Genomic DNA, 26,472 nt, shown 5'->3' on the forward strand with positions numbered 1-26,472 from the left:
TGCAAACATGGACTATAGAAATCTAATCGATGCCAATTTAAAGCGCCAGCACGAACAAACCTTTCGCAATACAAGCTCTGAAAGCTTTCAGCTAGCTGCCGGTGTATTTATGCTGTTTACCCGCAAGGACTGGCAGGGAAAACAGATTCAAACTCTGGAAGACAACTGGAAGGCCCATATCAGTGTCAGCAGTGGGCAATTAGCAGAAGCCTGGAACTTACTTTATCCGCTTCTCCATAATAAAGCCGGTAAATTTAAAATAATTAATCAGGAACTTCTAAGTGAAGCGATTGATGTCAATCAGAAAAAACTGGACTATGCGAGGCAGGAATACCAGCGGTTTCTTACTAGCTACCACTCGAATCAGATGGGGCATTCCGAGACGCTGGATTTAGCTTATCAATTATCACCTGACCCGTCGCAAATTCCTAAGGTCTCAACCACGAAGAAATTGCGGGAATATATTGAAAAACGTTTTCAGGATTATATTAACGATCTGGCAGCCAAGGTGGAAGAAAACCAGCGTCTAAGCAAGGGTATGCAAATAACCGTTTATATCCCGCCCGGAGAGGAAGAAAATTATCAGAATCTCCTCATCGAGATTGAAGCAAGATTAAGCCGTGAGGAAATTAAACCCGGTGAAATTTATCCAAGCGATCGCCAATTGGGTATTTACACCTCAGTCCGTCACCCCGGTAAAAACCATGTGATGGCTGTCGGAGCTGCCAGTTATAATCCGGATCAAATCCCTGATCCTTTCAGGCCAATGCCGATTCAGGGCAATAAACCGATTCGCAGCGGTAAAGATAGGACGCCTGATTTGCAAGCCGGTAAAGTAAAGACTGAGGTGTTAAGACAGCAACTGGGGATGCTAAAACAACAGGAGGGGGCTTTAGAGCCGAATAGACAGTTTAATAACAAACAGCCCTGATTCTTTGTGTTTATTTTCCAATAGTTATGAGTTATCTTAGCTTCCTTTAACGTCATGGAATTGACAAATGAAGCTCTTTTTATTTAAGCGTTTGGTCGCTTTGTTTTCTTTATTAATAATGTTTGCGAATAGCTATGCTCTGCCCATTCCTAAATTTTCAGTTGATGTTATTCAGCGGGCCCCACTGGAAATTGCGAATAATAATACCGGAGTTGCTATTTATAAAGTAACCAATAATACAGCGGTGCCCCGGATATTAACCACCAAACCCATCAAAGGCATCAGACAAATTACTGGGGGCAATGGCGTCTGTCCTTCGCCTTTTCTTTTGAGTAGAGGCGAGTTTTGTTTTTTGTATTTGCAAATTGATGGTAACAGTATTGACCCAGTGGTGAAAGGCGGGCCAATTGTTTGTAAAACAAACGGGCCTGGCGATAATAGTCCCGACCAGTTTTTGTGCTCGCAGCCAAGTGTTCAGGACAGTTTGAATGTCACGCGCATTGAAGCGAAGAATACCCCTTGCAGTACGGATGCCCAATGCCAGACAAATTTCTGCGATCCCATGACCCACACTTGCCGTTCATGCCGTTCTAGCAGTGATTGTGCGCCGGGTAGTACCTGCAACAGCTCCGGCATATGCGTGGCGCCGGCTGGTATCCCCTGTAGCCTCAATACAGACTGTCAAAGCAATTTCTGTAATCCGCAAACTCATATCTGTAGTGCATGTACTGCCAGCAGCCAATGTGCTGTCGGAAGTACCTGCAATAACAGTGGTGTTTGCGTTGCTACAAATGGCGCTGCCTGTTCCGGTACACAAAGCTGCATAGCCGGCAGTATCTGCCAGTCAGGACAATGTGCCGGGCCGAACGGTGCGGTATGCCAGACGAATGCAAACTGTCAGAGCGGGGCTTGCGTACTGGGTCGTTGCCAGGGATTAACCAATGGCAGTCCTTGCATTACGAACGGCAATTGCCAGAGTAATTTCTGTCTGGCGGCTGTGTGTACGGCACCCAATAATGGCGCAGCCTGCACCACCTCTGTCCAGTGCCAAAGCGGGTATTGCTCGCCTTCAACGCAAACCTGTGCGCAGCCTAACACCGGTGCCCCTTGCACTAATAATTCATCATGCCAGAGCAATCAGTGTGTTGCGGGTGTCTGTAATGCGCCGGTGCAGATTTGCTTGTCAAGCACTGACTGCCCCAATGGTGAAAATTGCATAAGCGGCAGCTGTGTGGCCATGTGTATACCCCAGACCTGCGCCCAAATCGGTGCCAATTGCGGCACCAATAACGATGGTTGCGGCGGTACAATTTTTTGCGGCAACTGTGTGTTGCCAGAAACCTGCGGCGGCGGCGGTCCTTCTCAATGCGGTACCAATCCCTGTGTGCCGCAAACTTGCGCCCAGCAGGGAGCCTCTTGCGGTATTGTAGCTGATGGTTGCGGGGGCATTATTTCCTGTGGAGCTTGTGCGCCAGGACAAGTGTGTGTGGCAAACACGTGTCAGTAAAAAAAGCTTCACTATTTACCCAATTCGAATCCCCACGGCGTCGACCTTGAGGATCCACACAAAATTTAACTATCTCATCAGTGCCTACGTACCGCGCATAAAGCGCGGTACGTAGAGTTTTTCATATACTAATCCTTATATTTTGTGAGACTCTCAGGATCTGATGCCGCGGGAAGTCGGCCTGAATAATAACCAGACAGGAAGAGCTATAATTATAGTAGTTGCTCTAAGTATCTGATTTAGGATTACAGGAAGCGAAATGAGATGCCGGATGGGTTGTATCATGACTTTATTTCTAAGCCTGGCTAGCACTTCCCTTTGCTATGGCTATGGCTATAATCGTCAGTGGGGAACGCAGGTTATTATTGTGAATCCCAATACCGTCCCCAATCAATACTATAATAGCTATCCCTATTACCCGTCCTACCCTCAATATTATTATTACCCACGATATCGATGTATCGTAGTCCCCCGATGTTATCCATCGGGCTCCTGCAATTATCAGAATCAGGAATGCGGTTATTTCTAATTAAAGCAGCGATACAAGCGGATAACTATAACGCGATTCTTTGGGCGATAAACAACACTTGTTTATGACTACCTGTTAAATATTTTTTTTTGCAACATTGAAACTTGTCTGAGAACCATGCTACTCCTACAGGCATGGGCCCCGCGGTCGTTGCCGCGGGGATTCGGACGGGAAAACATTTGTGTAGATAGCTATGGGTCGGTGCTGCGGGGATACGGGAGATCTTCCCGCGGGCAGATTTCCGACTCCCCGCGGACAGATTTCCGACTCCCCGCGGCGAAGACCGCGGGGTCCATGTCCGCTATCTATTTAAATCGAAAGGTTAACCTGGCTTTGAACGGATTCCTTATCGCTTCTCCCGATAATGTGAGTAAGGCCTTGATCTGCTTCTAATAAATAATTCAGGTTATTGCCAATATTACATATGACGGTGGCTCTGCCTTGAGACATTCCGGTATTGACGTCCATTGCATTGCTTATGTATTGCAATTTCTGAGCGATTATTTTTGCTTCATCCAGGTTAGCCAGGGTGATCCAGAAAGTTAATCCTTTTGTTGTACTTGATTTCCAGCCTCTTACACCGGAGTATTTCTCAATAAACTCAGCAGCCTGTAAAACCTGTTTTTGCAACAGGTCAGGTGCTGCAGGGATATTCGGTTTTTTAGCATCATACACTTTTTCAAGATTTTTGCCGGCGGTTAGCATATCCCGACAGAACCCGATGTTGCATTCCACTTCATTTTTTAATTTGGGATTAAATTGTTTTTGCCACTTTTCAATGGATTCTATTGCAAGGTTATTGATATTGATGGAGGGGTATTTACGTTCAATGCGCTTAAAAAGAGTAGTCATTGCAATTGTAAGTTGCATACGCTCTTCTCTTTTCTCATTTTTGTAGGGTGCCTTTTGAGCCTCAAGGATGCGATCTTTAATCAAATCGGCTAATGGCTGTCTTGTAACAGCAATTTGACTGATTGCTTTCGAATACTGGCTGCCAGGATTTCTTGTATCTCCAGGATAGCGCAATAAAATATCAGGATAGCCCAATCCTTTTAAAATACAATTCATTAAACAAGTGGCAGTTCTTCCATTACCATTGGCAAATGGATGTATCTCTGTCAGTTCATAAAATACATTTGCAGCAAAATTTGCTACTTCATCAATATCTTCAGCATTGCATTGCACTAATTGTTTTACGAGTTTATCAGAAAATTCATTCATTTTTTCTATGACTTGCTCTGGCAAAATGCATATCTTGCATAACTTTTCAACGCTGGCCTTGTCTTCAGCAGAAAGCAAATTTCTATTATAAGCAACATACAGTTTTGACAGCGTACGCACGCTTTCGGGATTTTGATCTCTATCAACAATTTTTTGAGCGCAATCTGGAATAGTGATTGATGTATCTTTTTTAATTCTTTCGAGTAGTTTCAAAAACTTTAAACTGTCACGTTCCGGCACCCCATAGTTTTTAAGCAGAAAGTTGGCGAATTTTCTAGATGTATTTCCTGGAGAATGTTTGTTTGCCATATAAAGAATAAATTCCTGCACTATAGATGCTCCATGATGCCAGCGGAAAACAAATTGATCAGTATATTCTCCTGAACGCATTTCAAAGGGCGCGAGTAAGGTTTTTGCTATAAAACCATGTATTTTTTTAAGGTGTTCAAGCAGATCGGTGCTAGTCAAAGACTTTGTTTTTACTAAAGGAAGCAGATTTTCCTGTGCATATAAATAGGCTGCCATCATATCCTGATATTGGCCTGCATCGTGAAAATATGTCTCTTGCAAGGTCTGCAAATCACAGTTGGGGGAAGATTCAGGATCAAATGAATAGGCAATTGCAGGATTAAATTCTTTTAGAAAATCACGGTAATACATGGATGTCTCGTTAATTAAAAGAGCTATATTACCATAATTTGGCCAACATTTGTAACAATTGATCGCATGAGGCACTATCAATTACGAGCCTCAATTGTGTGCTAAATTCAATATCTTCCAGGAACGCAGATCTGATCCACCGCCAGCATTAAATTATTAACTTGTTGCATCCAGAAATGGTTTATATAATTGGCGGCCATAAAATCTGAGTGTGTTTTATAAGATCAGGGAATGCAATGGTCGTTATTTTCCTCCACGGCTGGAGTGTCACCAATACCAATACCTATGGAGAACTTCCTCAATGGCTTGAAAGTCAAAGTAAAGAGGGGAAACTGGGCATTCAGGTTGGAAATATTTACCTGGGCCAGTATATCAGCTTTGATGATACGGTGACGGTTGACGATATAGCGCGCGCCTTTGATCAGGCCGTGCGTGATGAAGTGGCCGGGAAGCTTCAGGGTGGGGGGCGTTTTGCCTGCATCACCCACTCAACCGGTGGTCCTGTAGTGCGAAAATGGATGGACTTATATTATAAGAACAGGCTTTCACAATGCCCATTAAGTCATCTTATCATGCTGGCTCCCGCTAATCATGGATCTGCACTTGCACAACTGGGTAAATCCCGTCTTGGCCGTATAAAAAGTTTTTTTGAGGGCATTGAACCAGGGCGGCATATTCTGGATTGGCTTGAGCTTGGAAGCGAGATGAGTTGGCAACTTAATGAAAGCTGGCTTGACTATGATTGCACTGCAAACGGCATTTACTCCTTTGTACTGACTGGCCAGGCCATTGATCGCCAGCTTTATGATGCCGTTAATTCTTATACAGGGGAAGCTGGATCGGATGGAATCGTGCGGGTAACCGCTGCCAATATGAATTACAGCCTGTTAAGAGTCCATCAGGAGGGCAGTAATGGGGAGAATCTGGTGGTCGCTAAAATGAGGCGCACCCAGCCCATGGCATTTGGAGTGCTGCCTGGCTGTTCGCATTCTGGTAAGAAAATGGGAATTATCCGCAGTATCACCATGGCGAATGCATCTACTCATCCTACAGCCCTATGGGTATTGCGCTGCCTTCAGGTGAAAAGCCGTGACTCTTACAATACTTTGGCAAAAGCCCTTGATCAGTTAACGCGGGATACTCAGAAAAGTGAGCATATAGAAGTCGTAAGAACCCCTTTTTATAAACGGGAGTATATTACCAACCGCTATTCGATGATTGTATTCAGACTGATTGATGATCGGGGCAACCATCTTGACGATTATGATCTTTATCTTACCGCAGGGCCTCAATATTGCGAAAATGCGCTCCCGACAGGCTTCTTTGCCGACCGCCAGCGAAACCAGTATAGCCGGGGAAAATTAACCTACTTCCTTGATTACGATATTATGGAGGCCGGGATTGATACGCCAAAAATGCAGGGAAAGCTGGGGTTCCGTATCAAAGCACACCCAGAGGCCAGTAACCAGGCGCTTGCCTATTACCGCTTGCTCGATTTTCATTCCTCGCTTGCCGACATTAACAAGATCCTTCACCCGAATGAAACCATAATGGTTGAAATTATGCTGCAACGGCGTGTCGATAGAATTGTCTCCCGTATCACCAATAACCTTATACCAGCAAAAATCAGCCGCAAACCAATTGGAAACAAGGCTGATTGATAATATTTACCTGACTGGATTATAATTGCTCTTCATGCTTGAAAAATAACATTTAAGCAATTCTATTTGGAGTACGCAATGCCCGGTCCGTTCTATGCGCGAATTGCCAGAGTTCAAGATAAAGGAAATGGTATAAAAATAACCTTTCAATCCCCTTCAGAGCACTTTGATCTAAAACCGGGTCAATATATTGAGGTATACAGAAACGATGATCCTGAACTGAAAAAACCTCTTTATCTGGCAGCAACACTTACCAGGAAAAAAACCGGTTTTTTTAAAGTGAATGCGGGCAAGCCACAGCATAGAGTTTCAACCAAAGAATGGTTGTTTTTTCAAGCCCAGGAAGAAGCAAACATGCCAATAAAAGGTCCTTTTGGCCGCGCCTATCCCCTGGAAAAAATTAAAGACCGTCCCTTGCTGTTGATAATGGCCGGTTCCGGGCTTGCCTCTGTACGTTCAATTTTTCCTCGTCTGCTAGAAGATGAACAGACCAGAATTCTCTATAGCGCTAAAACATTCGCAGATGTGCTGTGGCCAAAAAAAGTAAAGTTGCTTGCAGCTCAAGAAAAAAACTACATAACCCTGACCCGTGAAAAAACCGACCTGGAGGGTTTCAATTCTGGCCGTTTAAATGAGCATTTATTGGAAATGCCTGTCACTGAGGATACCCAGGTTTTTATCTGCGGCCCCACAGAATTCATGCGCGATATTGCTCAGATATTACTTGGCAAGTCCATTGGAATGGCCAATATACATATCATATTAAATACTATTATTCCCGGAAAAGAGAGCCTGTGTCCCCTGTTTTGCCTGGATGAGTTAAGCGAGAGCGAACGTTTAAATGCCATCGGTCTGCACCCCCCCACGGGTGCGCTCTCTTTTTCGCTTTAGCCCAGGCGAGCAGGCTACATTTCGGATGGGGGTACTGTTATAATGGCTCCACATTTCGCCTGCATGGAACAAGGACTATCTGAGTGATGAATACAATCTCTGTTAAGAAGGGTGCGTCGATTTTATTGTTAGCCTTGTTTTATGTCGGATTAGCCAGTGCTTATACAGTACCCAAAGCATTCATGGATCTTTATTTTGATTTTACCGGCACGAATGAAACTGATTTTCCAAAAAAGCATAAGACCATCTCCCAATATTTATTACAGTCAGAAACAGCAAAAAACAAGGCAAACCCTTTTGCAGGTCCATTGATTTTAGTACTGGACTCCTCTATATACATTTACGATCAGAATCGGAAACTCCTTTTTAAAAAACTGCTGCGGACCAATCGCTCCAGCGGTTTTTATGAGCTGACCGCTATATCCCATATTGGACCGGCACTCGCTTATCTGGCAAAAATTAAGGAAAACGGCGATCCTTCGTGGCAGCCGGCAATGAATGCATTATTGACCCATATCAAAAAGGTGCGTGCTTTAAATGCCAGTACAAAGAATAATTGGCTTGAGCGGGCGAATATCAAACCCTGGCAGGACTACACCCCGCAAATCAGGGCCATGATTGACTATGCCCTGTCAATGGCGGGTAATTATATTGTTTCCGTGCAGAAAGGCGCGCCTTTTGACCTGCAAACTGTTCAGGCCAATTTTTTAAATGGTAATAAGGACTATCCCATTTCCTACAATACTGTGATGGTCGGAACCTTCATGTTGACCGCTTTGGAAAGCATGTCTGTGGTCCATGATGAAATTGCCAAACTGAAGCTCGACTGGCCCAATGCAATGGTTATTGTGCGCAATGTGGCAGGCAATAATGTGACCTCGGGTTTAACAGAAGGCAGCAACTGGATGGTTGCTTTTATCAATGCGCTTTCCGAGAACACACTACCCCGTGACCGCCTGTTTATAGCACCTTACGCCAAGGTCATTCCCGAAGTAGGGCAAACCCTTCTACCCGAATCAGCCTATAACTATTACACAAAGGCGGTTTGGGGTAGCGTTTATAACCGCAGGGATATGGCTAAAGCGGTCTTTACTGACCTGGAAACCATTTACTTACCGGAAAGGGCTGCTATCCCTGGCGATTTCCATTATTCATCGGCCAATAATATTATCGATTTTATGGTGCGTCTCAAACATTCCCTGCAAGACCCCCGCGAAATGCTTTCCAATACGGTCGGATACTGGATGGCTGGCGAATTGCAATCCAAATCCTGGGATTTGAAGAAGATCCAGATTCCTGGCTTCACCACCGGTTTTCCTGAAGGCATCACTGCTTATCCCGAGAAAAATCCGGAAATAGGCAGTGCTTCATGAAAAGCTGGTCTGCAGCGTGTATTTTCATTTGTATAATCAGTTTGAATATACAGGCAGGCACGCTCACTGCGTTTCAGACACTTGAAACCTCGGGGGCACGGGCAATTACCCCGTTTAAACTGGATGGTCATCAATATCTGGCCGCAGCCCAGCTGGCTAAAGATATTGCTAATACACCTGCCAATATGAATGGGGGGGATTCAGATGTTGATGTACTGATTTATCAGCTGCGGGGTGAGAAATTTCGAATTTATCAGACAATTCCGGGGCATGGTAACGAGGGTGCTACTTTTTTCCGGCTGAACAATCAGGCATACCTTGCTATCCCCAGCGTTCGTTCAGGTTCCAAGGCGCCTTATAACCTGAATACCTATTCCATGGTATACCGCTGGGACGGTAAGTATTTCATTCCATTCCAGCAATTTTATGCCCGGGCAGCCAAGCAATGGTCTTATTTTTCGATTGGCGAGCGGCATTTTCTGGCCCTGGCGACCGGCGTTGAAACCCCAGGGAAAAAACTTGCAGACAATCATTCCAAAATCTATGAATGGAATGGCAAAGAATTTGTATTGTTCCAGGATATTCCCAGCCGTTGGGGATATTCGTTCACTGCATTTAAAATGGACAATCACGATTATCTTGGTTTTGCAGATCATTTGGATGGCCTGACTATTTTTAAATGGAATGGCAAGCAATTCAAAGCAATGCAGCATATTGAAGGGCACGGCGCGCGGTCGCTCAAACATTTCAGAATGGAGAACAGGCATTATCTCGCGTTTGCCAACATCAATAAACCATCAAAATTACTGCAGTGGAACGGTAAACAATTCGCTGACTATCAATATCTTGCCGAGTCAGGCGGAAGAAGTTTTAGCTGGTTTACTGTAGACGGCCGCCATTTCCTGTTGCTGGTGCGCTTCATCACCGGCAGCCAGGAAAGACCTGTTACTAATCTTGACTCCCTGCTATATGAGTGGAAAAAAGGGAAACTGCAATTAATTGAGAGATTGCCTGGATTCGGTGCTGTTTCTGCTCATTTTTTTAAATGGGATAAGCAGAATTTTATTAGCCTGGCGAACAGTCTCAGTAAAGATATTCGTTTCAGGGTCAATTCTGTAATTTATAAAATTAAATCCGAGAATAGTAAGTAATGCCTGGAGATTGATAATGCAGGATGTTATTCATATTGCAGTCGATTTAAAAGATACCGCTGATATAAGCAGGGGGAATACAAAAAGGACATTTAGTAAACTGACATTTTATTTTAAATACGATACAAGGTTAAAACAAAAAATTGCTGAATTACAAACGAATCCCGCAAGCCCAAACCTTGAAAAATTAAAAATAGATTACCACCCCCTGACCATCGATCCCTTCATGGAGCCTTGTCTGGTCGTCGATTGGAGCGCTATTGATTTTGATTTATTCTACCACAACGCCAGTTATTCCCGAACCCAGGTTGTGGCTAGCGGCGCAAGCATCATCCACTATATGCTGAATGAAATTTCATTTGCTGAGTTAAAAGAAAGCCAGCTAAATGTGCAGGACGCTGATGACATTGGCGGGCTTCTGGCAAAAATTCCGAATAATGAGATAAAAATAACAATCAGAAATGAGAGAGGGCCGGTGCCAGGGGTATTTAGCCAGAATTATATTACCGGCCTGGTTCAGCGCATTTTAGAGAGTGGCGAGGAGTACAAGACTGGCATCCCTACAGAAATTCCCGGCTCATTAAAAGACAGGATTACAGAGGAGTTTGCCCAGCAAATGATCGCTTTATCGCAGCAGCTAAGAACCCTGACCCGCAGCAAGGAAGGAATGATTAATGCTGCGTCCAGCCGCTTCTTCAAAGCGTTTGAAGAAGAATGTGCCTCTTTGAAAGTGACTTAGGCAGCAGTCTTGCTGCCTGTGCTCTGTAAAAGTCAATCCAGTATTGACATTCTCAACACCTCAACTTAGCATGCAATGATTTTAGCCTGGAAACACGATGGATATTGAGCATTTACGCGAATTAGTGAAGGACGATTTGGAGGCTGTTAATGCTTTGATCCTCGAGACCATGAAATCCCCTTCACGGCTGATTAATGAAATAAGCAATCATGTCATACATAGCGGCGGCAAGCGCCTTCGTCCTTTGCTCGTGCTGCTAGCAAGCCGTGCCTGTCAATATCAGGGTAAAGATCATGTGATGTTAGCGACGATGGTTGAATTTTTCCATACTGCAACACTTCTTCACGATGATGTGGTTGATGAATCAACCCTGCGCCGCGGAAGGGAAACTGCTAATCAAATCTGGGGTAATAAGGCCAGTGTGCTGGTAGGGGATTACCTGTTTACAAAATACCTGCAGCTGATGGTGGAAGTAGGGGACATCGAAATTATTCAGTTGTTAATCGGTATAGCCCCGCAAATGGGTTGCGGTGAAATTCAGCAGTTTGACAATCTTGGCAATACAGAGATGTCGGTGACGGATTATTTTGATCATATCCGTGCGAAAACCTCCCTGCTGTTTGCTGCATCCTCCACCATGGGGGCAATGATCAGCAAGACCGGCGAGTCGATAAAAAAAGCAATGTATGCCTACGGCTTGCATTTAGGAAATGCATTTCAATTGATTGATGATGCACTGGACTATTGTTCAGACGCGCAGACTCTCGGTAAAAATATTGGTGATGATTTGGCAAGCGGCAAGGCAACGCTGCCTTTACTGCATGCGCTGAAATACTGTAATTCTGAACAGCAATTGATTATCAGACGAAGCCTTGAAGAAGGTTCGCGCCATCATTTACCAGAAATTCTTGAAACGCTTAAAGAAACCCAATCGATTGAATACACGCGCAGCCTGGCAGCAAAAGAAATGGATCAGGCTATCACTGCATTGCAGGTGCTGCCCGATTCAATTTATAAAAATGGGTTGATGGATTTAGCGCAATATGTGATACACCGCAATTACTAAGGCTTAGAATATGAAAGAGCTTGATAAACTCTTAACCCCGGAGTGGGGCTCGGAAAAATGGATCCTTGAGGGCTGGAATAAAATAACCGAGGATGAAAGAAAGAGTATTGAAGCCAGAGTAGATGCGCTTTTCAAAAATGGCCTGCCCTTTGAATTAAAACACGACAAAATATTATACGTATATATATTTTCCCTGATGGCGCAACTGGAGGTTCTCGGGATCCAGCTGCCGATGCGTTTTGAAGATAAAATGTGTAAGCCTGAGTTTAAAACCCGTATGCGCGCCCAGCTGGTCGATGAAATCTTTCACGCGATTGTGTTCACACGCATTGTCTTCATGCTGGCTGCCCCTTATGGACGGCCTCCTGCCTATAATGAAGAGCTGGAGAAAGTCTGTAATTTTATTCGATCCATTGATTGCCTTAAGGTGGGCATGGTGGTAATGAATTTAATCTGCGAGGGATTAGTCGAGGAGGTTTTTTCCAGCTTTTATCATAACGGTGTTGCCCCGGAAGTATTTGGAATTATATTAGCCGATGAACACCGCCATGTCTGCGAGGCGGATTTGTATGGAGAAATAGGCTTACCGGAGCCTGAAATTTTGGCTGAAACTATAAAAAATATGGAAGATCTCCTTATCTCGGTATTCACCCGTCTTCCGAAATACAACACCTCACTGACCACCTTGCTTGGCCCTGAGGGAACAGCTTCTTTTATGCTGGATTTGCATGATAAACACAAGCGGCAGCTGAAAAAAGTAAATATGGTTCCGAGTGAACGGTTCGAATTGCTTTTTGAGATTGGTCCCGATGCCTATGCCCAGATTCAGCCTTATTCTGAAGAACTGCATCATGAAATGCATCAGGAAATAAAAGAAATTGAGATGAGTTCTGTGCAGAAAGCATTAATGGCACAGTACAATTATCCTGGCGATCCCACACTTACACTTCAGTTTAATATCGATATCAGCGAGTTTGGCTTTTTTGAAAATAATCAGCCACAGGAGCGCCTGACTGTTTTGATGATGCAGGCTGTCAGCTTTATGCTGGAGTCGAGCGAATCGTTGCGCAGTTTTTTAAGTTTCAAAAAACTCCATCAAAGCCGAAGTGCTTATGTAGCAATTCTTGATAAACAGGCTGAGCGCCAGGATCAGCTTGGGATTGTCTTTTTTAAAGACTGTCATGACATGACGGTTTTTGAACTGCAGGAAAGAATCAACCGCTCCCGGCAATTGATGACTTACTGTTTTGCCAAGCGTGAGCAGGTTGAAGCAGAGTATCCAGAATTAAAAACGCAGCTGGATTCAGAATTATACGGTTATGCCCACGATATTTACCCCTGTCCCGCTCCCGGAAGCTGTGGTGCCTATGTCTGTAATCTGGGCGCCTATGGTTATACCCAGGCGGTGTCGCCTTTACTTAAACAAACCGGCCTGCATGTGATGTTATTAGCTGTAGAGCGCCGACCAGTCTGGAATGATGCCAGTAAATCCTTTGAAGCCAGAGATATTTTACCCGTGTCGATTAGCGTTGATAATCGAATCGTTGACGGCCTGCTGCCTATCCCTGAGCTTCTGGATGATGGTTTCAGGCGGGCCTTAAAACAGATGAAGGAACAGATTGCTAATCCGTTATTGGATAGAGAATCAAAGGAAGCCAAAGCCTATAAAACACGAATTGATAAAATTGCAAATGATCTGGCGGCGCAGGAGAGCCTTCTGGGCAGGGACAAGATAACGGTCCATTTGCTTAATAAAAATAAATTGGCGGTGTTCAGGGAAATGAGAAGAGTATTTGGAGAGGACGTTGAACTTTATGGAAAACGCCTGAGCAAATATTCTGACTTCAAAAATGCCGCAGATAATCTTTTACTTGATTATTTAGGCTTTGACTCGGAAAAAGCGGCGCAAGATGCCAATTTTACAAAAGTTATCGACAGGATGCTGGCAGAAAATCTGGAATTCGGTTATCGAATGCTAAGCGGAATGCAAAATGCCTGGTTTGACTACATCAATGTGGAAGCGCTATTTCATGCAACTTACAGCAAAATAGCTGAATCGAGATTACGGCGATTGGCTAAGTTTATACCAAGCCTTTGGAATTGAACCATATATATACCCAATGGTAAATTTTCGTTATTAGATGATGTTAGAGGATTATTGTTTAAATTTAATTCAAATGGCATTTTAATTGAGCATAATTTGTAATATAATACACGCTCTTCGTACTATTTTGAAAGTAAGATTAGAATGCTGGATACACGAGAACAATTTGGATTTTTCCAATCTCAACACAGAACTCACAATCAGACAGTGGTCAGTCATATCATAATTCCTGCCTCAGTCGAACATCGATACGAAAATTCTAATCAAAGCAAAGCGCTTAGGAATGCCCTTTACATAAAAAGCTATGAATCGAATGGCTCAGACCAAAATCCTGTCGTATTTTTTCATGGTGGTCCTGAAATTGTTAACCAGGAGCAATTCAGCATCATGCAGTCTTATTTTACGCAACGTGGCCACACTTTTTATATTCCCGAAATTGAAGGAAGTGCCATGTATGCCCGCGCTGGCATGCTTCCGACAGGTTTTGAGCCAGGATTAATTCCTCCAGGCTTAAAATTACTCGAATTACAACAACTTGGCGGGACTGGTTTAAATGAGTTCACCAGGAATTATGCGGATGATATTAAAGATGTGCTTGATGAAATATCCAGAAGACATCCTGATAAAAAGATTGATGTCATAACTCATAGCCTGGGAGGCCATCACTTATTACGCAGCTTGCAACACTATCCCGATTTAAGCCAAAAGATAAACGGCATTTGTAATGTGGCTGGCACTGTGGACATCGGTGCTAACCGATTCATCAATACTTTGAAAAATACACCGAGATCAATATTTGAACTCAGATTGGAAATAGAAAGCATCCGTTTTGTAAAATCTTGTGCTAATGAAAATCAAGATGGCCCAAGAATTGACAGGAATAGCAATCCTAGTGTGGACCAACACATGAATGGTCAGCTCTCCGTTTTATACGGAAATACAACTTGCTTTCCACCAATATTATTTTTACACGCAACCGATGACCAAAACGTATTTTTCCAGGGTTCACTATCGCTGCAACAAAAAATGCAGCAAAACGGCTGCATAGCCCATGGCTTATATTTTTCATCTGGAGGCCATCAATTTATTAAAAATGAAGGGGATCCAGAAGTTAGAGTTAGAGCTTTGGAGGCAATGGAGGATTTTTTTCAACAGCCTGCGAAAAAAATAGAGTCTGATATAAGTCAATTGCAATATGAGGATGTATTAACAGAACACCTTCATTTTCTTGAGGATAAAGAATCCTATTTAAATAACTTCTATGAAGGAAATCCCAAAGCCCAACGGCCGGCAGCATGAGTTATTATTTTATTACTCTCGGGAATCAAATAGCCGACTTCAGAGCTGCAAAATCCGTTACTTAAATCCAGGACTTGGACTGACTTCAGAAGCCTTTGTAACCTCCAGTTCATTGGCTAAGTTCTTTTTTGCAGAAGTATTACCAAATATCAATCCCAAAGACGCTAATTCCCGGACAGAAAGAGAGAGTTTCGCGGGTAATTGAAAAGCTACTGTTAATCTGACTCCTAATGTATATTTCCCCGTAAACATGGGTTTTAAAAAAGAATTCATTAATGTTGACGCGGTAAGAGAAACAAGTAACCCTCCCAAGGCGGGGGCGTATGTGTTTGATTCCCCCATTATTTGGTACAAAAAATCCCTCGTCATAAAGCCTGGTAACAAGCAGGAATTGGCAATAAAATTTCTGAAAAAGAAGGATGAATGGACTACGGGATCTTTTATACTTTTAACTACAAATTGATGGGTTTGTGCCCAATTAAGATTTATCTGCCGAGCATTACTGACTAGAAAAAGAGGCAAGATTGCATTTTTTGCCACTGTTGTCAGGAACAAGCCTTTATAATCAGAACCAAAAAAGTCAACACCTAGGAGTGTAGTAAAATTACCAAATAGGCAATATGACATTCTGGAACCAGGGCCTGCAAAAAGTCCTCTAAACCCTATATTATTTATAGTTCCCAGTAAGAGGGCGGTTTTCTGCCTGGATTGTCCAAACAGAAAAAAATACGTCGAAGAGTCAGTCCTTCTGCTGGCACTGTAGCTAATGCCAGGCAAGCGTTTCGTGGTAAGGAATCAATAAATTTTCGCTGAGGAGAATCATGTCTTGGTAGACTGAAAAAAGAATAGTTGCTTGTATCTTTTCTTTCTCTGGACATCTTTATTCTGTATTAAATAATTAATAAAAGCATTAGTAAAATAAAATATTATCTACGGGCAGGATTTTAATTCAGAAGGCTCAACGGAATCAATCAAATCTCTATTCGAACCAGTTAAATTACAATTATGGCCTATCCAGATATTCCGTAGCAATCTGGGTTGCCGCTTCTTCCTCATGAAAATCAGCAGCTCTTGTAGCAGATGCAATTTTTATTAGCAATTCAGCGGGAAGTGTTGAAAAAAAACCGCTGCTTATGTCTCTTTTTCCCTGAGCGAGTAGGCGGGCATTTTTTTAACTTCTGCAGCACTTGCTTTAGCGACTAAGGTAGAGGACTCTTCAATGTATTGCCTAAACTCCTCATAATCGCTTAATAAAGGATAAACAGTTTTATTCATAAGCGATTTCAGTGTTATTGCCCTTTCCACTTTTAATTGATTAATTGCTTTGACTTAAGTGGATCTTTTATCAATTAATACACTCGTAAAATTCAATAATAAGAAGGCTGAGAGCCGTCCAGGTTGGTTTTATTTTTTCTTTCATAGCGTCTATACCAAAATCGTATCGCCGTTCGGCCTGAGGAGCCGCTTTAGCTCCCCAGGCTGAACGGGTTTAAGGAGCTATGTGTCCCTAATGCAGTTCACTATGAACCTTCAAAATTATCTATTATTATTCAGCGAAGGGGTTCTTTCAGGACTTGCTTCATTATCTTTCCAGCCAACCATAGCTTTAAAGAAAGCACCCCATCGTGATGGCGGCTGATTAGGTTTGTAGTTCTTAATCGCCTCTATTGTTTTTGGCAGATTTCTATCAATAGCGCTGGCAAGGATACCCTCAGCGAATTGGACTCTGTAAGTGTCACCTTTCTCTGCATATCTTACGTTTTTAAAATCAGTCGTGGTTTGGATTTCTGCCATAAAGGTTTTTTCAAAAACTGGTGTAGGGATGTGTAATACAAGAGGGATAATCCTCTCTTGCTCAGCTAGTTCAATCAGCTGGTGGCTATAATTTAATGTTTGTCTAAAATGCCTTTCAATTAATGACATACCTATGCCTGGTGGAAATACAATGAGCTGCCAGGGGGAGTTATCTGGAGCCAGGGAATGGGTACCAGAAAGGCCTGTAAATACATAGCTTACTGTGTCGGATAAAATATCCTGGTGGTAATTACCAACTATATTCCCAACATGATTTGTACGGTAATTAACAATTCTATTACGGATTTGGTTGATTGTCTGGTTTTCCCGTGAGACATTCTGCTCGTCTGCTGGAATGCGAAGCCGATCTGACAAATCCAATAGCATTTGTCTTTGCTCAGCTGGGGTTATTCTTGCAACTTCTTGAAACACCTTCTCTATGTGCTGGTCTTCGGCATTATAACGTTTTACCAGGCGTTCAAGCATATTTTTATCAAATTTGAAATACTCTTCTTGTCCGATTTCACTTATGCAAATATGAATTTTGTAGTTTCTGAATATTTCCGAGCCAAAATAAGCCCTTAAATTTCCGAATTGATTGTTAAAACTATCCACTTGACGCTGGTTATTAAAAAATGCGCCTCGTCTTAAATTCAGTATGCCATCGCCGCCAAGATCGCGAATCGTAAGTAAATGTAAGGTTACTGTTTCCTGACCTTCAATACCGACCTGTTCAACATGGTCATTTTCACGAAGTGTTAATTGAAGGGGTTCCTTAAATTGCTGATTTTCATCTCCATAAGCACCTAGCCGCATTGAAAAAGGATGATCAAAACTCAATTCTAAATAAGCATTCTCTTTTTTAAAAGTACGATAAGCAATAGGAAAGGAAATAGGTGCGCTATACATACAAAACAAATCAAAAAAGCCCTGGACTTGTTTAAGCGGAGAACCAGTGTTCCCATTTTCGCCATTTTTGTCTAACACGCTCGCATGGGTCATTTCCTGGTCAGAAAATGGTTTATCCTCTACAGGAGCAAAAGAATAAATGACAGTATTTTCTTTCAACCATTTCGCGGATACAGTAGCTACATAATAGGGCATAAGTTGTATTCTTTAGTATTAAAATTGCCTCATTGTATCATTTTTGCTCATAAAAGGGTATTTATTTTTTTCTAAAAGAACGAGATTTTAGCGAGAGAATATACGGCGCTTTTTCAGGCAAGCAGATTATTTAAAATCACTTACTAGCCTTGTCAAAAAGGGGGATAGCTGTATAGGACGTATCGGAATCGCTGGCGCTCGAAGTGCTTTCTTTTTTCGGCTGGAAGAAGTAGCTGCGGCGTTTCTGGTCGGACAGCGGTTTATTTGAATCATCTGCTGCAGGGGGGGCCGTGTGTGAATGAAGCATTTGTTGCTGGGACGGGTGTCTGAAAAGCGTAAAAATTGTAGGGCGGGGGGGCTTGGCCTTTACATGGATAACGGGATGCTCATCATCAAGCTGGCGCATTTTATCCACAATATCCGGATTATTAATATCGTGAATACTCTCTTTTAATTTATCAATTTCAGCCGGCGATTCCACCTCCTCGCTGCTAAATTCTTCAGCCAGGGATTTTAGTTCCTGCTGTAACTTTCTTGCCACCATAATGTCATTGATATATAAGGCAAGTTTTTTTATGCAAAATACAATGGCCACTACCGAACAGGTAGCAAGGGTCAGGATGAAACCAGGCGGCAAAAAAGCACAGGCGGTAACCGAGGCGGCCAAAGTCAGGGCGGCAGCAATATTAATAATGAAGGCATTGCGCTGTTTTATAAAATCATAATTTAAGCGTGCAAGCTGCTGGTGATAGAGTGTTAGGGAAGCAAAATTATGTTTGTCTTCAGGGAGAAGCTCTGGTGTCTGGGTTTGATGAAGTTCGAGCAAATAAAACAGTTCTTTCAAAACCTCAATCACTGCGGAAGCAATAAAGAAAAAAGCGGCCAAAGGTACAAACGTATATTTGGCGGCCATTAAAACGGCTTTGGCGGCAATATTTAAGGAGTTGGTTAACACTATAAACGCATCATCGCGATAAATTTTTTCAATGGGACGGCGATCATTGAGCAAATGAGTGAAAATGACCTGAAAAATAATCGTAAAGATTGAAACAATAATACCGAAAACAGGCAGCAGGCCGGCAGTAAAAATTAAAAAGCGAACGATCTCTTCGAGTTGGGCATAAAAAATACCGGCCAGGATAAGAAGTAAAACACAGAAAGGGACCAGGAATTTTAAAGCGAACAGAATATTGTTATAACGTTTGCGCTTTTCAATCGTATCAATCAGTGTATTAAGCTGAATGGATAACTCATGATCGCGGACTATTTTTTTTAAAAATTCATATACAGTAAGATTCTGGGCAAAATAACTGGACCATAGTTTAAAGCTGATATTCAGATTCTGTAATAATTTGATAGCGGCATCAATGCATTCATCATTTGAATCAATTGGCGTTACATAGAAATCACGTTCGAAGGCCAGAAAATTATTGTCATAGGCTTTCAAATGCTTTTCTACGTCTTCAAGATCGCAGGAGGCAGTAATAAATTTGGAAAAAATTGTCAAATTATCTACAATTGTCTGCACCTGTTTCTACCATAAATGAATTCAATATTGATCCTTTACTCAACACATTGGTAAATTGTTCGATATCCTTCCTGTCAATAAACCGCGTGTATTTTCTCATATAAATCCAAATAATGGAAATAATTATACAAACTGCTATGAAAATAAAGAGATTTTTCTTCTTATGGCATAAGACCCGGCGGGTTGGGCTGGGCTTCAACCGCCCTAGATTCGGTAAAGAACCGGGGAACAGCTGGTTTCGGGCGATTATCGGATACAACTGCCTCATGCTCTTTCAAAACTTTAATTAAAATCCTCGGGGTCATCCGATTGGTGTATCCCCAGAAGCAAGCGAGTAAATACCTGCAGCTTGCCGCTTGCTCTGTGACTGAGATATTAGCCTTGTCCAGGGCAAATAAAACGGCCGAAACACAGTTATTTTTATTCATGTCAAAATTTCTGCCATCGATATATTCAGAGTTTTTCAAATCCTCATAAAACTGTTTAAACGACACCTCACTGTGTAAAACGACTGAATTCTTATCGCTTTTTTCCTCTACATTGTGAAATTTATTATTCTTGAGATAACTAACTGCTTTGAGGCGCCAGGGATCGCCTTCTGAATGTTCGGTGATATATACGAAAAAGTTTAACTCTATTTTGGCGATTGCCCTTTTTTTATCATCAAGAGGGCAATCTGCTGTGGAATCTGCCCAGGCAGTGAGTAAAACATGTTTGGAATTAAATACGCCTTTCTCATTAATGATTACTCTGATTTTCATGCACACGAATCCTGGATAAAACTTTATTGTATAATATTTGCCCTTTGTGGTCACTGTTATTTATTCTCTGCGCAGCAAAAAATAAGAAGATCCCTTTTTGTAATAGTGTTGAACCGGGAGGGAATGATAGGTATGATGGCCGTGACTTTTGTTTTTTTAACAAGGAGTGGTTTATGAAACGTTTGTTGCAATCCTGTTCTCTTGCGTTACTTGTTTCCTCTTCAGCATTTGCTTTCGGTGATGCGCCAACACAATGCCCCGGCGTTGAGTCGCTCCAAGCTATCGGTGTAAATGATGCCAGAGATATCGATCTGGGCTGGGTAGCCCTTAACTGGAATAATTATTACGATACCCAGGAGCAATGGACTTTTGGAATTTTCGTGGGTGATGTGAAGGATAAAGAAATCGCGATCAAGAGAGGGAACCGCATGCTCAAGTCGTTAAAATCGAATGGCGGCCCACAGCAGGATAGTGATCTCTGGTTTTGTGAATACACTAACCGCCAGGGGCAGCCAGTAGCTATGGCGATTACCCCGGCTATTGATCCTGTTGACATGATCCGCAGATTGGTTAGATAAAGGAGTGTTGGGCTTTACAGCCCAACCTACACTTTTTATAAGAAATCGAGTACCAGGTTGTAGACACAGGAAAAAATATACGCGGCTAGAAAGCCCGCTACAATAACCAGACCGGTTCCAATGCAGACATTGGTTAGTGTGGGTATAACGGTAAAATACATGCTGCCGAACATTGTTACAAAGGGCTTTCCCGTATAGAGCCAGAATGCCAGTAAGCCTGCAAAAAAAGCAGCCATTCCCGCGAGTATGCAGGTGGTCAGTGCCAGAGCCAGGGGATTAAGTCTTTGATATTCCATTGCTTATCCTTGCGAAAAAATAATTCATTTTCATTATAATACTAAAATTCGACAGGCTGATATAGAACTTTAAGCACAGCACTGAATCTACTTGCTAAACAATTCGTTTAGCTGTTATATTTTTAATCCCTACCACTGGCAGTATTCAAGGATTATGAAGAAATTTAGCTCATTCGTTTTACTTATGGCTGCGACAGCAGGATTTGCTGGCAATTTTAAACAAACCATTGAATTTAACATTCATCCTACTTCGGAGATTATCAGACCCCCTTATTTGCGTGCCTGTTTTTCGACCACTGATTTTTTCGATCTGGCCCATTGCGCCACATTAAATAAGAAACAAGCGGGTAACTCCTACAAACATGGGCCTAAAAACTGGTTTTTAATCAGTGACAGCTATTACTATCACCCCACTTATCTGGACAGTTGCTATTCTATGTTCCATATGACGACCCGATCACCAGAAGGGAATGGCAAGCTGGTGATTGATGCGGATATAACGATTAAGGATCATTCACCTGCCGCACCAGAAGCGGTTTATAGCAATTGCAAGGTTAGCTGGGTTCCTGAAGCTTCAAGCTAGCAATGTTTTAAAAGCTCCTTCCAAGGCAATCCTTTCATTTGTCTCCAAAGATTTGATTGCCTAAAATTAAAATGGAACTGGAAGGAGAGTACCATTAGCGATATCTCTATTTACACCATGGAAGAGTGCGAAAAAATTGCCAGATTGGCCGCTCTTCGCTATGTCAATGATTCCATCCCCGGTATAAAGCGGCGCAAATACGGGAAGGGGTTTGCCTATTATTATCCCGATGGCAGCAAAGTAACAGACGCAAAGGAGCTCCAGCGAATTAAGGCGATGAGGATTCCTCCGGCCTATCATTCGGTATGGATATGTCCCTTCGCCAATGGTCATATTCAAGCCACCGCGCGGGATACGAGAAACCGCAAGCAGTATCACTACCATCCCTTATGGCGAGAAGTGAGGGATAGACAGAAGTTCACCGCCATGATTGATTTCGGACGGTCTATTGCTTCTATCCGGGCCCATATTGCTGAGGAGTTGGCAAAACCGCCTACTTTAAATAAAAAACAAATTATTTGTGCCATTATTTTCTTGCTAGACCAGTCAGGTGTCAGGATTGGAAATAAAATATATGCAAAAGAGAATAAAACATATGGGATTACCACGCTTAGGAAAAAGCATCTTTCAATTAATGGGAATAAGGCCGTATTCAGTTTTACCGGTAAAAACTCCAAACCCTGGGAGATTGTTCTGGATAATAAAAAAGTAATCAGGATTTTAAAAAAATGCGAGGAAATACCCGGATATGAGATATTCAAATACTATGATGAAAATAACACGATTAATTGCATTAGCTCTCAAGATATAAACTATTATCTGCAGTCACTCACTCATTTCCCCTTAACCGCAAAGGATTTCCGCACCTGGATAGCCAGCCGCGAAACCTTTTACCGTTTCCTCTCAGCCCCCTTTGCAGAAGTAGAATTAACCACCACAGTTAAATCAATCATTAAAGAGGTCGCTGAATTATTAGGCCATACCCCCACAATTTGTCAGAAAAATTACATTCATCCGGATATTATTAATTGCTGGAGTGAAGGGAAGTTAGAGCGCTGGGTGAGGGAAAATATCGAAGACAGTGAGGTTGATAAAGACAGGCTTTTTCTGGCCTGGCTTGAACAGTATAAATAAATATTTTGACTTCTACATCAACAAATGTTTTTCCCGCTCCGAATCCTCCCGGCATCGACCATCCGAATCCCCGCGGCTTAGACCATTCGAATCCCCGCGGCTTAGACCATTCGAATCCCCGCGGCTTAGACCGCGGGGCCCATGTCTGGGCTTAAACAATAGCCTAAAACAACTACAATCCAGAATAAAGATTGAATGAACTGCTTGGTAAACTGGGGCTCCGAATAAGATTTATTGGACCCCGCGGTCGAAGCCGCGGGGATTCGAAGAGGCTGCGCCGCGGGGGATTCAATAGTCTGCGGCGCGGGAAAACATTTGTGTAAATATCCATGACCTGCGCAGAGGGGGCAGTAAGTAAGCGGTTAAAACACTCTCCGCAAATTCATCTATTATAATAAAAGTACAACCTGCAGTATACGGGTACATCATGGCCTATTCAATAACCCTCCTGGGCACCGACACAGAACATACCCCTGATAAAGATCAATACTATCCACGGGGGGAAACGCTCAGTTTTATTTCGAATCTGGTCAAGGGGGAGGCGCTCGACTCCCCTTTTGATGACAAGGTTGAGCATTTAAGCAGCAAAAGTCAAATTCTTATTGACGGGCCCACCACCCTGGGCACAGAAGTAGGAGACCGCATTGCACGGGCCATGATTGCAGCGCTTGATGCAATCAGCCGCGGTGAAAAGCAGATTAATATCAGTGCCCACAGCCGGGGTGCTGTAGAGGCTATTCTGGTCGCCCATGAACTGGAACGCATACAAAACCTGTTTAAACAAACGCCTCCTCCAGCCGATATGGTTGCCGAAATTAAAAAAAGCGTTTGCCCTTATACCCGTGCTGCCCTGGAGACGCCAGCCTTATCAGAAAGGCTGAATAAGCTTAGCTTGAACAATACAGGTGAACATATTGCTGATGTGAAGGTTGCGATGTTCACTATTGACCCTGTACCAGGCGGCCGATACCATGGCGCACCGGTGGCCTGGGTCGATGAACGGTTCTATCGGGTGCCCTCCATAGTGAGCCATTACGAGCAATATGTATATCAGAATGAGCGTACCCGCTGCTTCAAAGCGATAGTTCCTGCCTGTGATTCAGCAGCTACCGTATTCAATCTGACTTCACTGCCTGGCCATCATGGAACAGGTTCCGGTAATGCCAGGGATCAGCAATTCAGGGAAGTGCCTGCAGAAAAAGGGAGCACTACGCATGTGCAGGATCTGGTCGCTTTTAAATTACTGGACTTTTTAAAAAGAAATGGCACTGAATTCAAATCGGCTGCTGAAATTGCTGATAGTTCAATCAGTGCAGAGTTAAAAGAACTGGTATTACCTCTCCTTGCTTTAAAAGAAGAGCCAGAAAAATACAAAATTGCGCTGGATGAGCAATACTTAAGACTTTACGATGAAATTCTCAGGAATCGCGAGGCCTATCGGCATTTTGATAATACCGGCTATGCTGTGCTTGGCCAGGAGCAAGGTTTCTGGGCTTTGTTTGGGCTTAAGAAAAATGATCGGATGATTCATTACCAGGCGCATAATGATACTTTCCTGAACACTGTTGTGTCTGCAACTGTAGGTAAGAATTTTCTTAATCACGAGCATGCCCGTCTTTTTTTAAATAATCTTTTAGAGTTGGGACAGGGAACTGCGCTGGCGGATATGATTGACAATGCATCCTCTAAATTTAGCGCCCTTGCCAGGCATGTTCACCTCTTATCCGATCCATCAGCGCTTACTGCATCACTTCATGAAGATCATCTGGCACCCATCTTGAAAGAAGAGCAGGGGCAGCAGATGTTATCGGATGCCCTAAAGCTATTGATTCATCAGGTCAGTGAGGCCTATCTAAATAACCAGTTTCAAAGTCCTGAGGAAAGAGGCCAGGTATTTAACGCGGTCAGTAAGGCTTTTGCGACTTTTAGCGAAGCCGCTGTTTCTTACCCGCTTGCAGCGACTATTTTAAAAGAGCTGCAGTTGGGTTTGCAAAACACGCTTGAAACAAAACAGACAATGCTTGTGGAGCAAACTGCCAATTTATTTAGAAAGGTTGACCGATTTCAACATGTGGATGCGCTATTTAGGCAATTGGAACCAGTGCTTGATTATTCTGGCTCTGGTTTACAAGAGATTCAGGCTATTCTGCGGGAAATGCAGAAGGACATTATTCTGGCAAAAGAGCAGCAATTTTCTGCAGAAAAAATGGCATTGCTGACTGAAAAATATTATCTGAAACTGGAAACATTCCGGACAAGTAATGCCCTGCCTGAGGAGGCCTTGGCTTATGTCAACCAGATTAACATGCTAATGCTGGAAACTTTGGAAAATCAAAGGGCCGAAAGAACCTCGGTTGAGGCAAAGATTTATGAAAGCCTGGAAATCCATCGGTCATTGAGCGAGTACATACGCGGATTGGATGATTTTAAAGGATTTGATCTCACTCTCGATATTGAGAGAATGAAAAAAGAGCTCATGGAGCGCCAGGTTTTATTGGAAAAATCGACAGCCGAATACATTTTCAAAGAAGGCTTGCCTCTGGAAAGAGTAGAAAGTATTTGCGGACAAAGCAATCAGGTTTTCTATAATAGTGTTGCTCATCAGGCAATTGCCCTTGGGGCGGTTGATCCTGTGCTAGCGGCCAAAGAAAAGGAAGTGCAGAAGTTGGTTACAGATTATCAGGGACAAGTCCTGATTCTGGAAAAAATAATCACTGAGCAGCTATCACAGCTTGCTCAAAAAGATGAAATAATAGCGGATAAGGAAGAGCAGATCATCCAGAGAAACCAGCATATAGGGCAGATACAGGAAGAAATAGAAAGGCAACGGCATACTATTGAAAATCAGCAACAGTTACTGGATGTTCATGAAGCCGCCCTGGCGCAGGAGGAGGGAGTTAATGAGCGGCTATTGAATCAATATAATGATGTCGAAGAAGCTCGCAGCCTGCTTTTAATTGAGGATAAACTGGTTCCAATTACTCAGACTTATCTCAGGCATTTATGGAAAGACATCCAGAAGCAAACTAAAACAAATGAAGTAATGCCTCAGGATTGGAAGCAGGCCGAGGCATTTCTTTCCTCCCGAGATTTCGCCGCGGCTGACGGTAAATTGCGCGACAAGTTTGAATTAACTGTCCATCTGTGGAAAAAATTAAGTGATAACCATTCTATCCCGGCGCATAGTGAGCGGGTAACAGCGTTCTATCAGTTACTGGATAAACACTACGAGCCCTTAAGCAAGCATCGGGATGAGCACTGGAATCATTTTGTGGCCAAGGCAGTAGCTGTTGGCTTTGCCGTGGTTGCAACAGGGATTCTGCCAGGTCTGGCTGTGTTAGGTATCATGGCTTTAGCGAAAGGAAGAGCGCCATGGCAGACTGCGGGACAGGCCTTTTTTAAAGCAGCGAAAAAAGAGGAAGTTGAAACAGAGCCTGAACTCACTGATGCGCAGGAGATTAGGAATAATCCCTTAGGGGGGGCAGAGTAAACTCGGAGATGGGCCCCGCGGTCTTCGCCGCGGGGATTCGCTGTTCTTCACCGCGGGGATTCGCTGGTCTGC

General features: G+C 43.0%; 22 protein-coding genes. 15 read left to right on the plus strand and 7 right to left on the minus strand.

Annotated elements, in window-relative coordinates; genetic code table 11:
• Positions 1 to 7 precede the first annotated feature (7 nt).
• The 3 genes from DYH42_RS03370 to DYH42_RS16440 all read left to right on the plus strand — a co-directional run bounded on the left by DYH42_RS03370 (position 8) and on the right by DYH42_RS16440 (position 2,967).
• Positions 8 to 931 carry a hypothetical protein gene (locus tag DYH42_RS03370; RefSeq protein ID WP_058524944.1) on the plus strand — a complete coding sequence of 308 codons (924 nt, stop codon included), beginning with the start codon at positions 8 to 10 and terminating at the stop codon, positions 929 to 931.
• 67 nt (positions 932 to 998) lie between these two features.
• Complete coding sequence (locus tag DYH42_RS16520) at positions 999 to 2,438, plus strand: hypothetical protein (protein WP_058524943.1); 1,440 nt, start codon at positions 999 to 1,001, stop codon at positions 2,436 to 2,438.
• A gap of 259 nt (positions 2,439 to 2,697) precedes the next feature.
• Positions 2,698 to 2,967 (plus strand): hypothetical protein, encoded by a 270-nt coding sequence (locus DYH42_RS16440; RefSeq protein ID WP_131793001.1) that lies wholly within the window; start codon positions 2,698 to 2,700, stop codon positions 2,965 to 2,967.
• Positions 2,968 to 3,276: 309 nt separating this feature from the next.
• On the opposite strand, the gene DYH42_RS03380 is transcribed toward DYH42_RS16440, so the two are convergent.
• On the minus strand, positions 3,277 to 4,848 hold the full coding sequence (locus tag DYH42_RS03380; RefSeq protein ID WP_058524942.1) for a Fic family protein: 1,572 nt from the start codon (positions 4,846 to 4,848) through the stop codon (positions 3,277 to 3,279).
• Between the two features lie 236 nt (positions 4,849 to 5,084).
• On the opposite strand from DYH42_RS03380, the gene plaB reads away from it, so the two are divergent.
• The 8 genes from plaB (at position 5,085) to DYH42_RS03420 (ending at position 15,132) form a co-directional block, all read left to right on the plus strand.
• Positions 5,085 to 6,509 carry a phospholipase PlaB gene (gene plaB, locus DYH42_RS03385; protein WP_058524941.1) on the plus strand — a complete coding sequence of 475 codons (1,425 nt, stop codon included), beginning with the start codon at positions 5,085 to 5,087 and terminating at the stop codon, positions 6,507 to 6,509.
• 78 nt (positions 6,510 to 6,587) lie between these two features.
• Positions 6,588 to 7,400 (plus strand): ferredoxin--NADP reductase, encoded by an 813-nt coding sequence (locus DYH42_RS03390; protein ID WP_058524940.1) that lies wholly within the window; start codon positions 6,588 to 6,590, stop codon positions 7,398 to 7,400.
• A gap of 86 nt (positions 7,401 to 7,486) precedes the next feature.
• The gene (locus DYH42_RS03395; RefSeq protein ID WP_058524939.1) at positions 7,487 to 8,773 is read left to right on the plus strand and encodes a DUF5624 domain-containing protein; all 1,287 of its coding nucleotides are present in this window, start codon (positions 7,487 to 7,489) and stop codon (positions 8,771 to 8,773) included.
• On the plus strand, positions 8,770 to 9,924 hold the full coding sequence (locus tag DYH42_RS03400) for a hypothetical protein (protein ID WP_058524938.1): 1,155 nt from the start codon (positions 8,770 to 8,772) through the stop codon (positions 9,922 to 9,924). The genes DYH42_RS03395 and DYH42_RS03400 overlap by 4 nt, the downstream gene beginning before the upstream one ends.
• Before the next feature lie 16 nt (positions 9,925 to 9,940).
• Positions 9,941 to 10,663, plus strand: a complete 723-nt coding sequence (locus DYH42_RS03405; RefSeq protein ID WP_058524937.1) for a hypothetical protein — start codon at positions 9,941 to 9,943, stop codon at positions 10,661 to 10,663.
• 97 nt (positions 10,664 to 10,760) lie between these two features.
• A complete protein-coding gene (locus tag DYH42_RS03410) occupies positions 10,761 to 11,729 on the plus strand; it encodes a polyprenyl synthetase family protein (RefSeq protein ID WP_058524936.1) in 969 nt (322 codons plus the stop codon).
• 10 nt (positions 11,730 to 11,739) lie between these two features.
• Positions 11,740 to 13,833: a 2-oxo acid dehydrogenase subunit E2 gene (locus DYH42_RS03415; RefSeq protein ID WP_058524935.1), complete on the plus strand. Its 2,094-nt coding sequence runs from the start codon at positions 11,740 to 11,742 to the stop codon at positions 13,831 to 13,833.
• A gap of 144 nt (positions 13,834 to 13,977) precedes the next feature.
• Positions 13,978 to 15,132 carry an alpha/beta hydrolase family protein gene (locus tag DYH42_RS03420; RefSeq protein WP_058524934.1) on the plus strand — a complete coding sequence of 385 codons (1,155 nt, stop codon included), beginning with the start codon at positions 13,978 to 13,980 and terminating at the stop codon, positions 15,130 to 15,132.
• 57 nt (positions 15,133 to 15,189) lie between these two features.
• Here the strand turns inward: DYH42_RS03420 and DYH42_RS03425 are convergent, their stop codons facing one another.
• The 5 genes from DYH42_RS03425 to DYH42_RS03440 all read right to left on the minus strand — a co-directional run bounded on the left by DYH42_RS03425 (position 15,190) and on the right by DYH42_RS03440 (position 20,319).
• On the minus strand, positions 15,190 to 15,672 hold the full coding sequence (locus tag DYH42_RS03425; protein ID WP_131793002.1) for a hypothetical protein: 483 nt from the start codon (positions 15,670 to 15,672) through the stop codon (positions 15,190 to 15,192).
• A gap of 591 nt (positions 15,673 to 16,263) precedes the next feature.
• On the minus strand, positions 16,264 to 16,407 hold the full coding sequence (locus DYH42_RS16525; RefSeq protein ID WP_157062414.1) for a hypothetical protein: 144 nt from the start codon (positions 16,405 to 16,407) through the stop codon (positions 16,264 to 16,266).
• 261 nt (positions 16,408 to 16,668) lie between these two features.
• Positions 16,669 to 18,030, minus strand: a complete 1,362-nt coding sequence (locus DYH42_RS03430; protein WP_058524932.1) for a hypothetical protein — start codon at positions 18,028 to 18,030, stop codon at positions 16,669 to 16,671.
• Between the two features lie 136 nt (positions 18,031 to 18,166).
• On the minus strand, positions 18,167 to 19,558 hold the full coding sequence (locus DYH42_RS03435) for a hypothetical protein (RefSeq protein ID WP_058524931.1): 1,392 nt from the start codon (positions 19,556 to 19,558) through the stop codon (positions 18,167 to 18,169).
• A gap of 161 nt (positions 19,559 to 19,719) precedes the next feature.
• Positions 19,720 to 20,319 carry a hypothetical protein gene (locus DYH42_RS03440; RefSeq protein WP_058524930.1) on the minus strand — a complete coding sequence of 200 codons (600 nt, stop codon included), beginning with the start codon at positions 20,317 to 20,319 and terminating at the stop codon, positions 19,720 to 19,722.
• A 173-nt stretch (positions 20,320 to 20,492) separates the two neighbouring features.
• Here DYH42_RS03440 and DYH42_RS03445 point away from each other — a divergent pair, with 173 nt between their 5' ends.
• Positions 20,493 to 20,897, plus strand: coding sequence for a DUF4949 domain-containing protein (locus tag DYH42_RS03445; RefSeq protein WP_058524929.1), 405 nt, complete (start codon positions 20,493 to 20,495; stop codon positions 20,895 to 20,897).
• A 35-nt stretch (positions 20,898 to 20,932) separates the two neighbouring features.
• Here DYH42_RS03445 and DYH42_RS03450 read toward each other — a convergent pair whose 3' ends face one another.
• Positions 20,933 to 21,193: a hypothetical protein gene (locus tag DYH42_RS03450; RefSeq protein WP_058524928.1), complete on the minus strand. Its 261-nt coding sequence runs from the start codon at positions 21,191 to 21,193 to the stop codon at positions 20,933 to 20,935.
• A 154-nt stretch (positions 21,194 to 21,347) separates the two neighbouring features.
• Here DYH42_RS03450 and DYH42_RS03455 point away from each other — a divergent pair, with 154 nt between their 5' ends.
• From DYH42_RS03455 to DYH42_RS03465, 3 genes are all read left to right on the plus strand, one after another.
• On the plus strand, positions 21,348 to 21,776 hold the full coding sequence (locus tag DYH42_RS03455; RefSeq protein WP_115316945.1) for a hypothetical protein: 429 nt from the start codon (positions 21,348 to 21,350) through the stop codon (positions 21,774 to 21,776).
• A 117-nt stretch (positions 21,777 to 21,893) separates the two neighbouring features.
• Positions 21,894 to 22,910 (plus strand): DNA topoisomerase IB, encoded by a 1,017-nt coding sequence (locus tag DYH42_RS03460; RefSeq protein WP_058524926.1) that lies wholly within the window; start codon positions 21,894 to 21,896, stop codon positions 22,908 to 22,910.
• 427 nt (positions 22,911 to 23,337) lie between these two features.
• Positions 23,338 to 26,400, plus strand: coding sequence for a hypothetical protein (locus DYH42_RS03465; RefSeq protein WP_058524925.1), 3,063 nt, complete (start codon positions 23,338 to 23,340; stop codon positions 26,398 to 26,400).
• Positions 26,401 to 26,472 lie beyond the last annotated feature (72 nt).

Origin of the sequence: Legionella birminghamensis (assembly GCF_900452515.1) — a bacterium.
Taxonomy (GTDB): domain Bacteria; phylum Pseudomonadota; class Gammaproteobacteria; order Legionellales; family Legionellaceae; genus Legionella_C; species Legionella_C birminghamensis.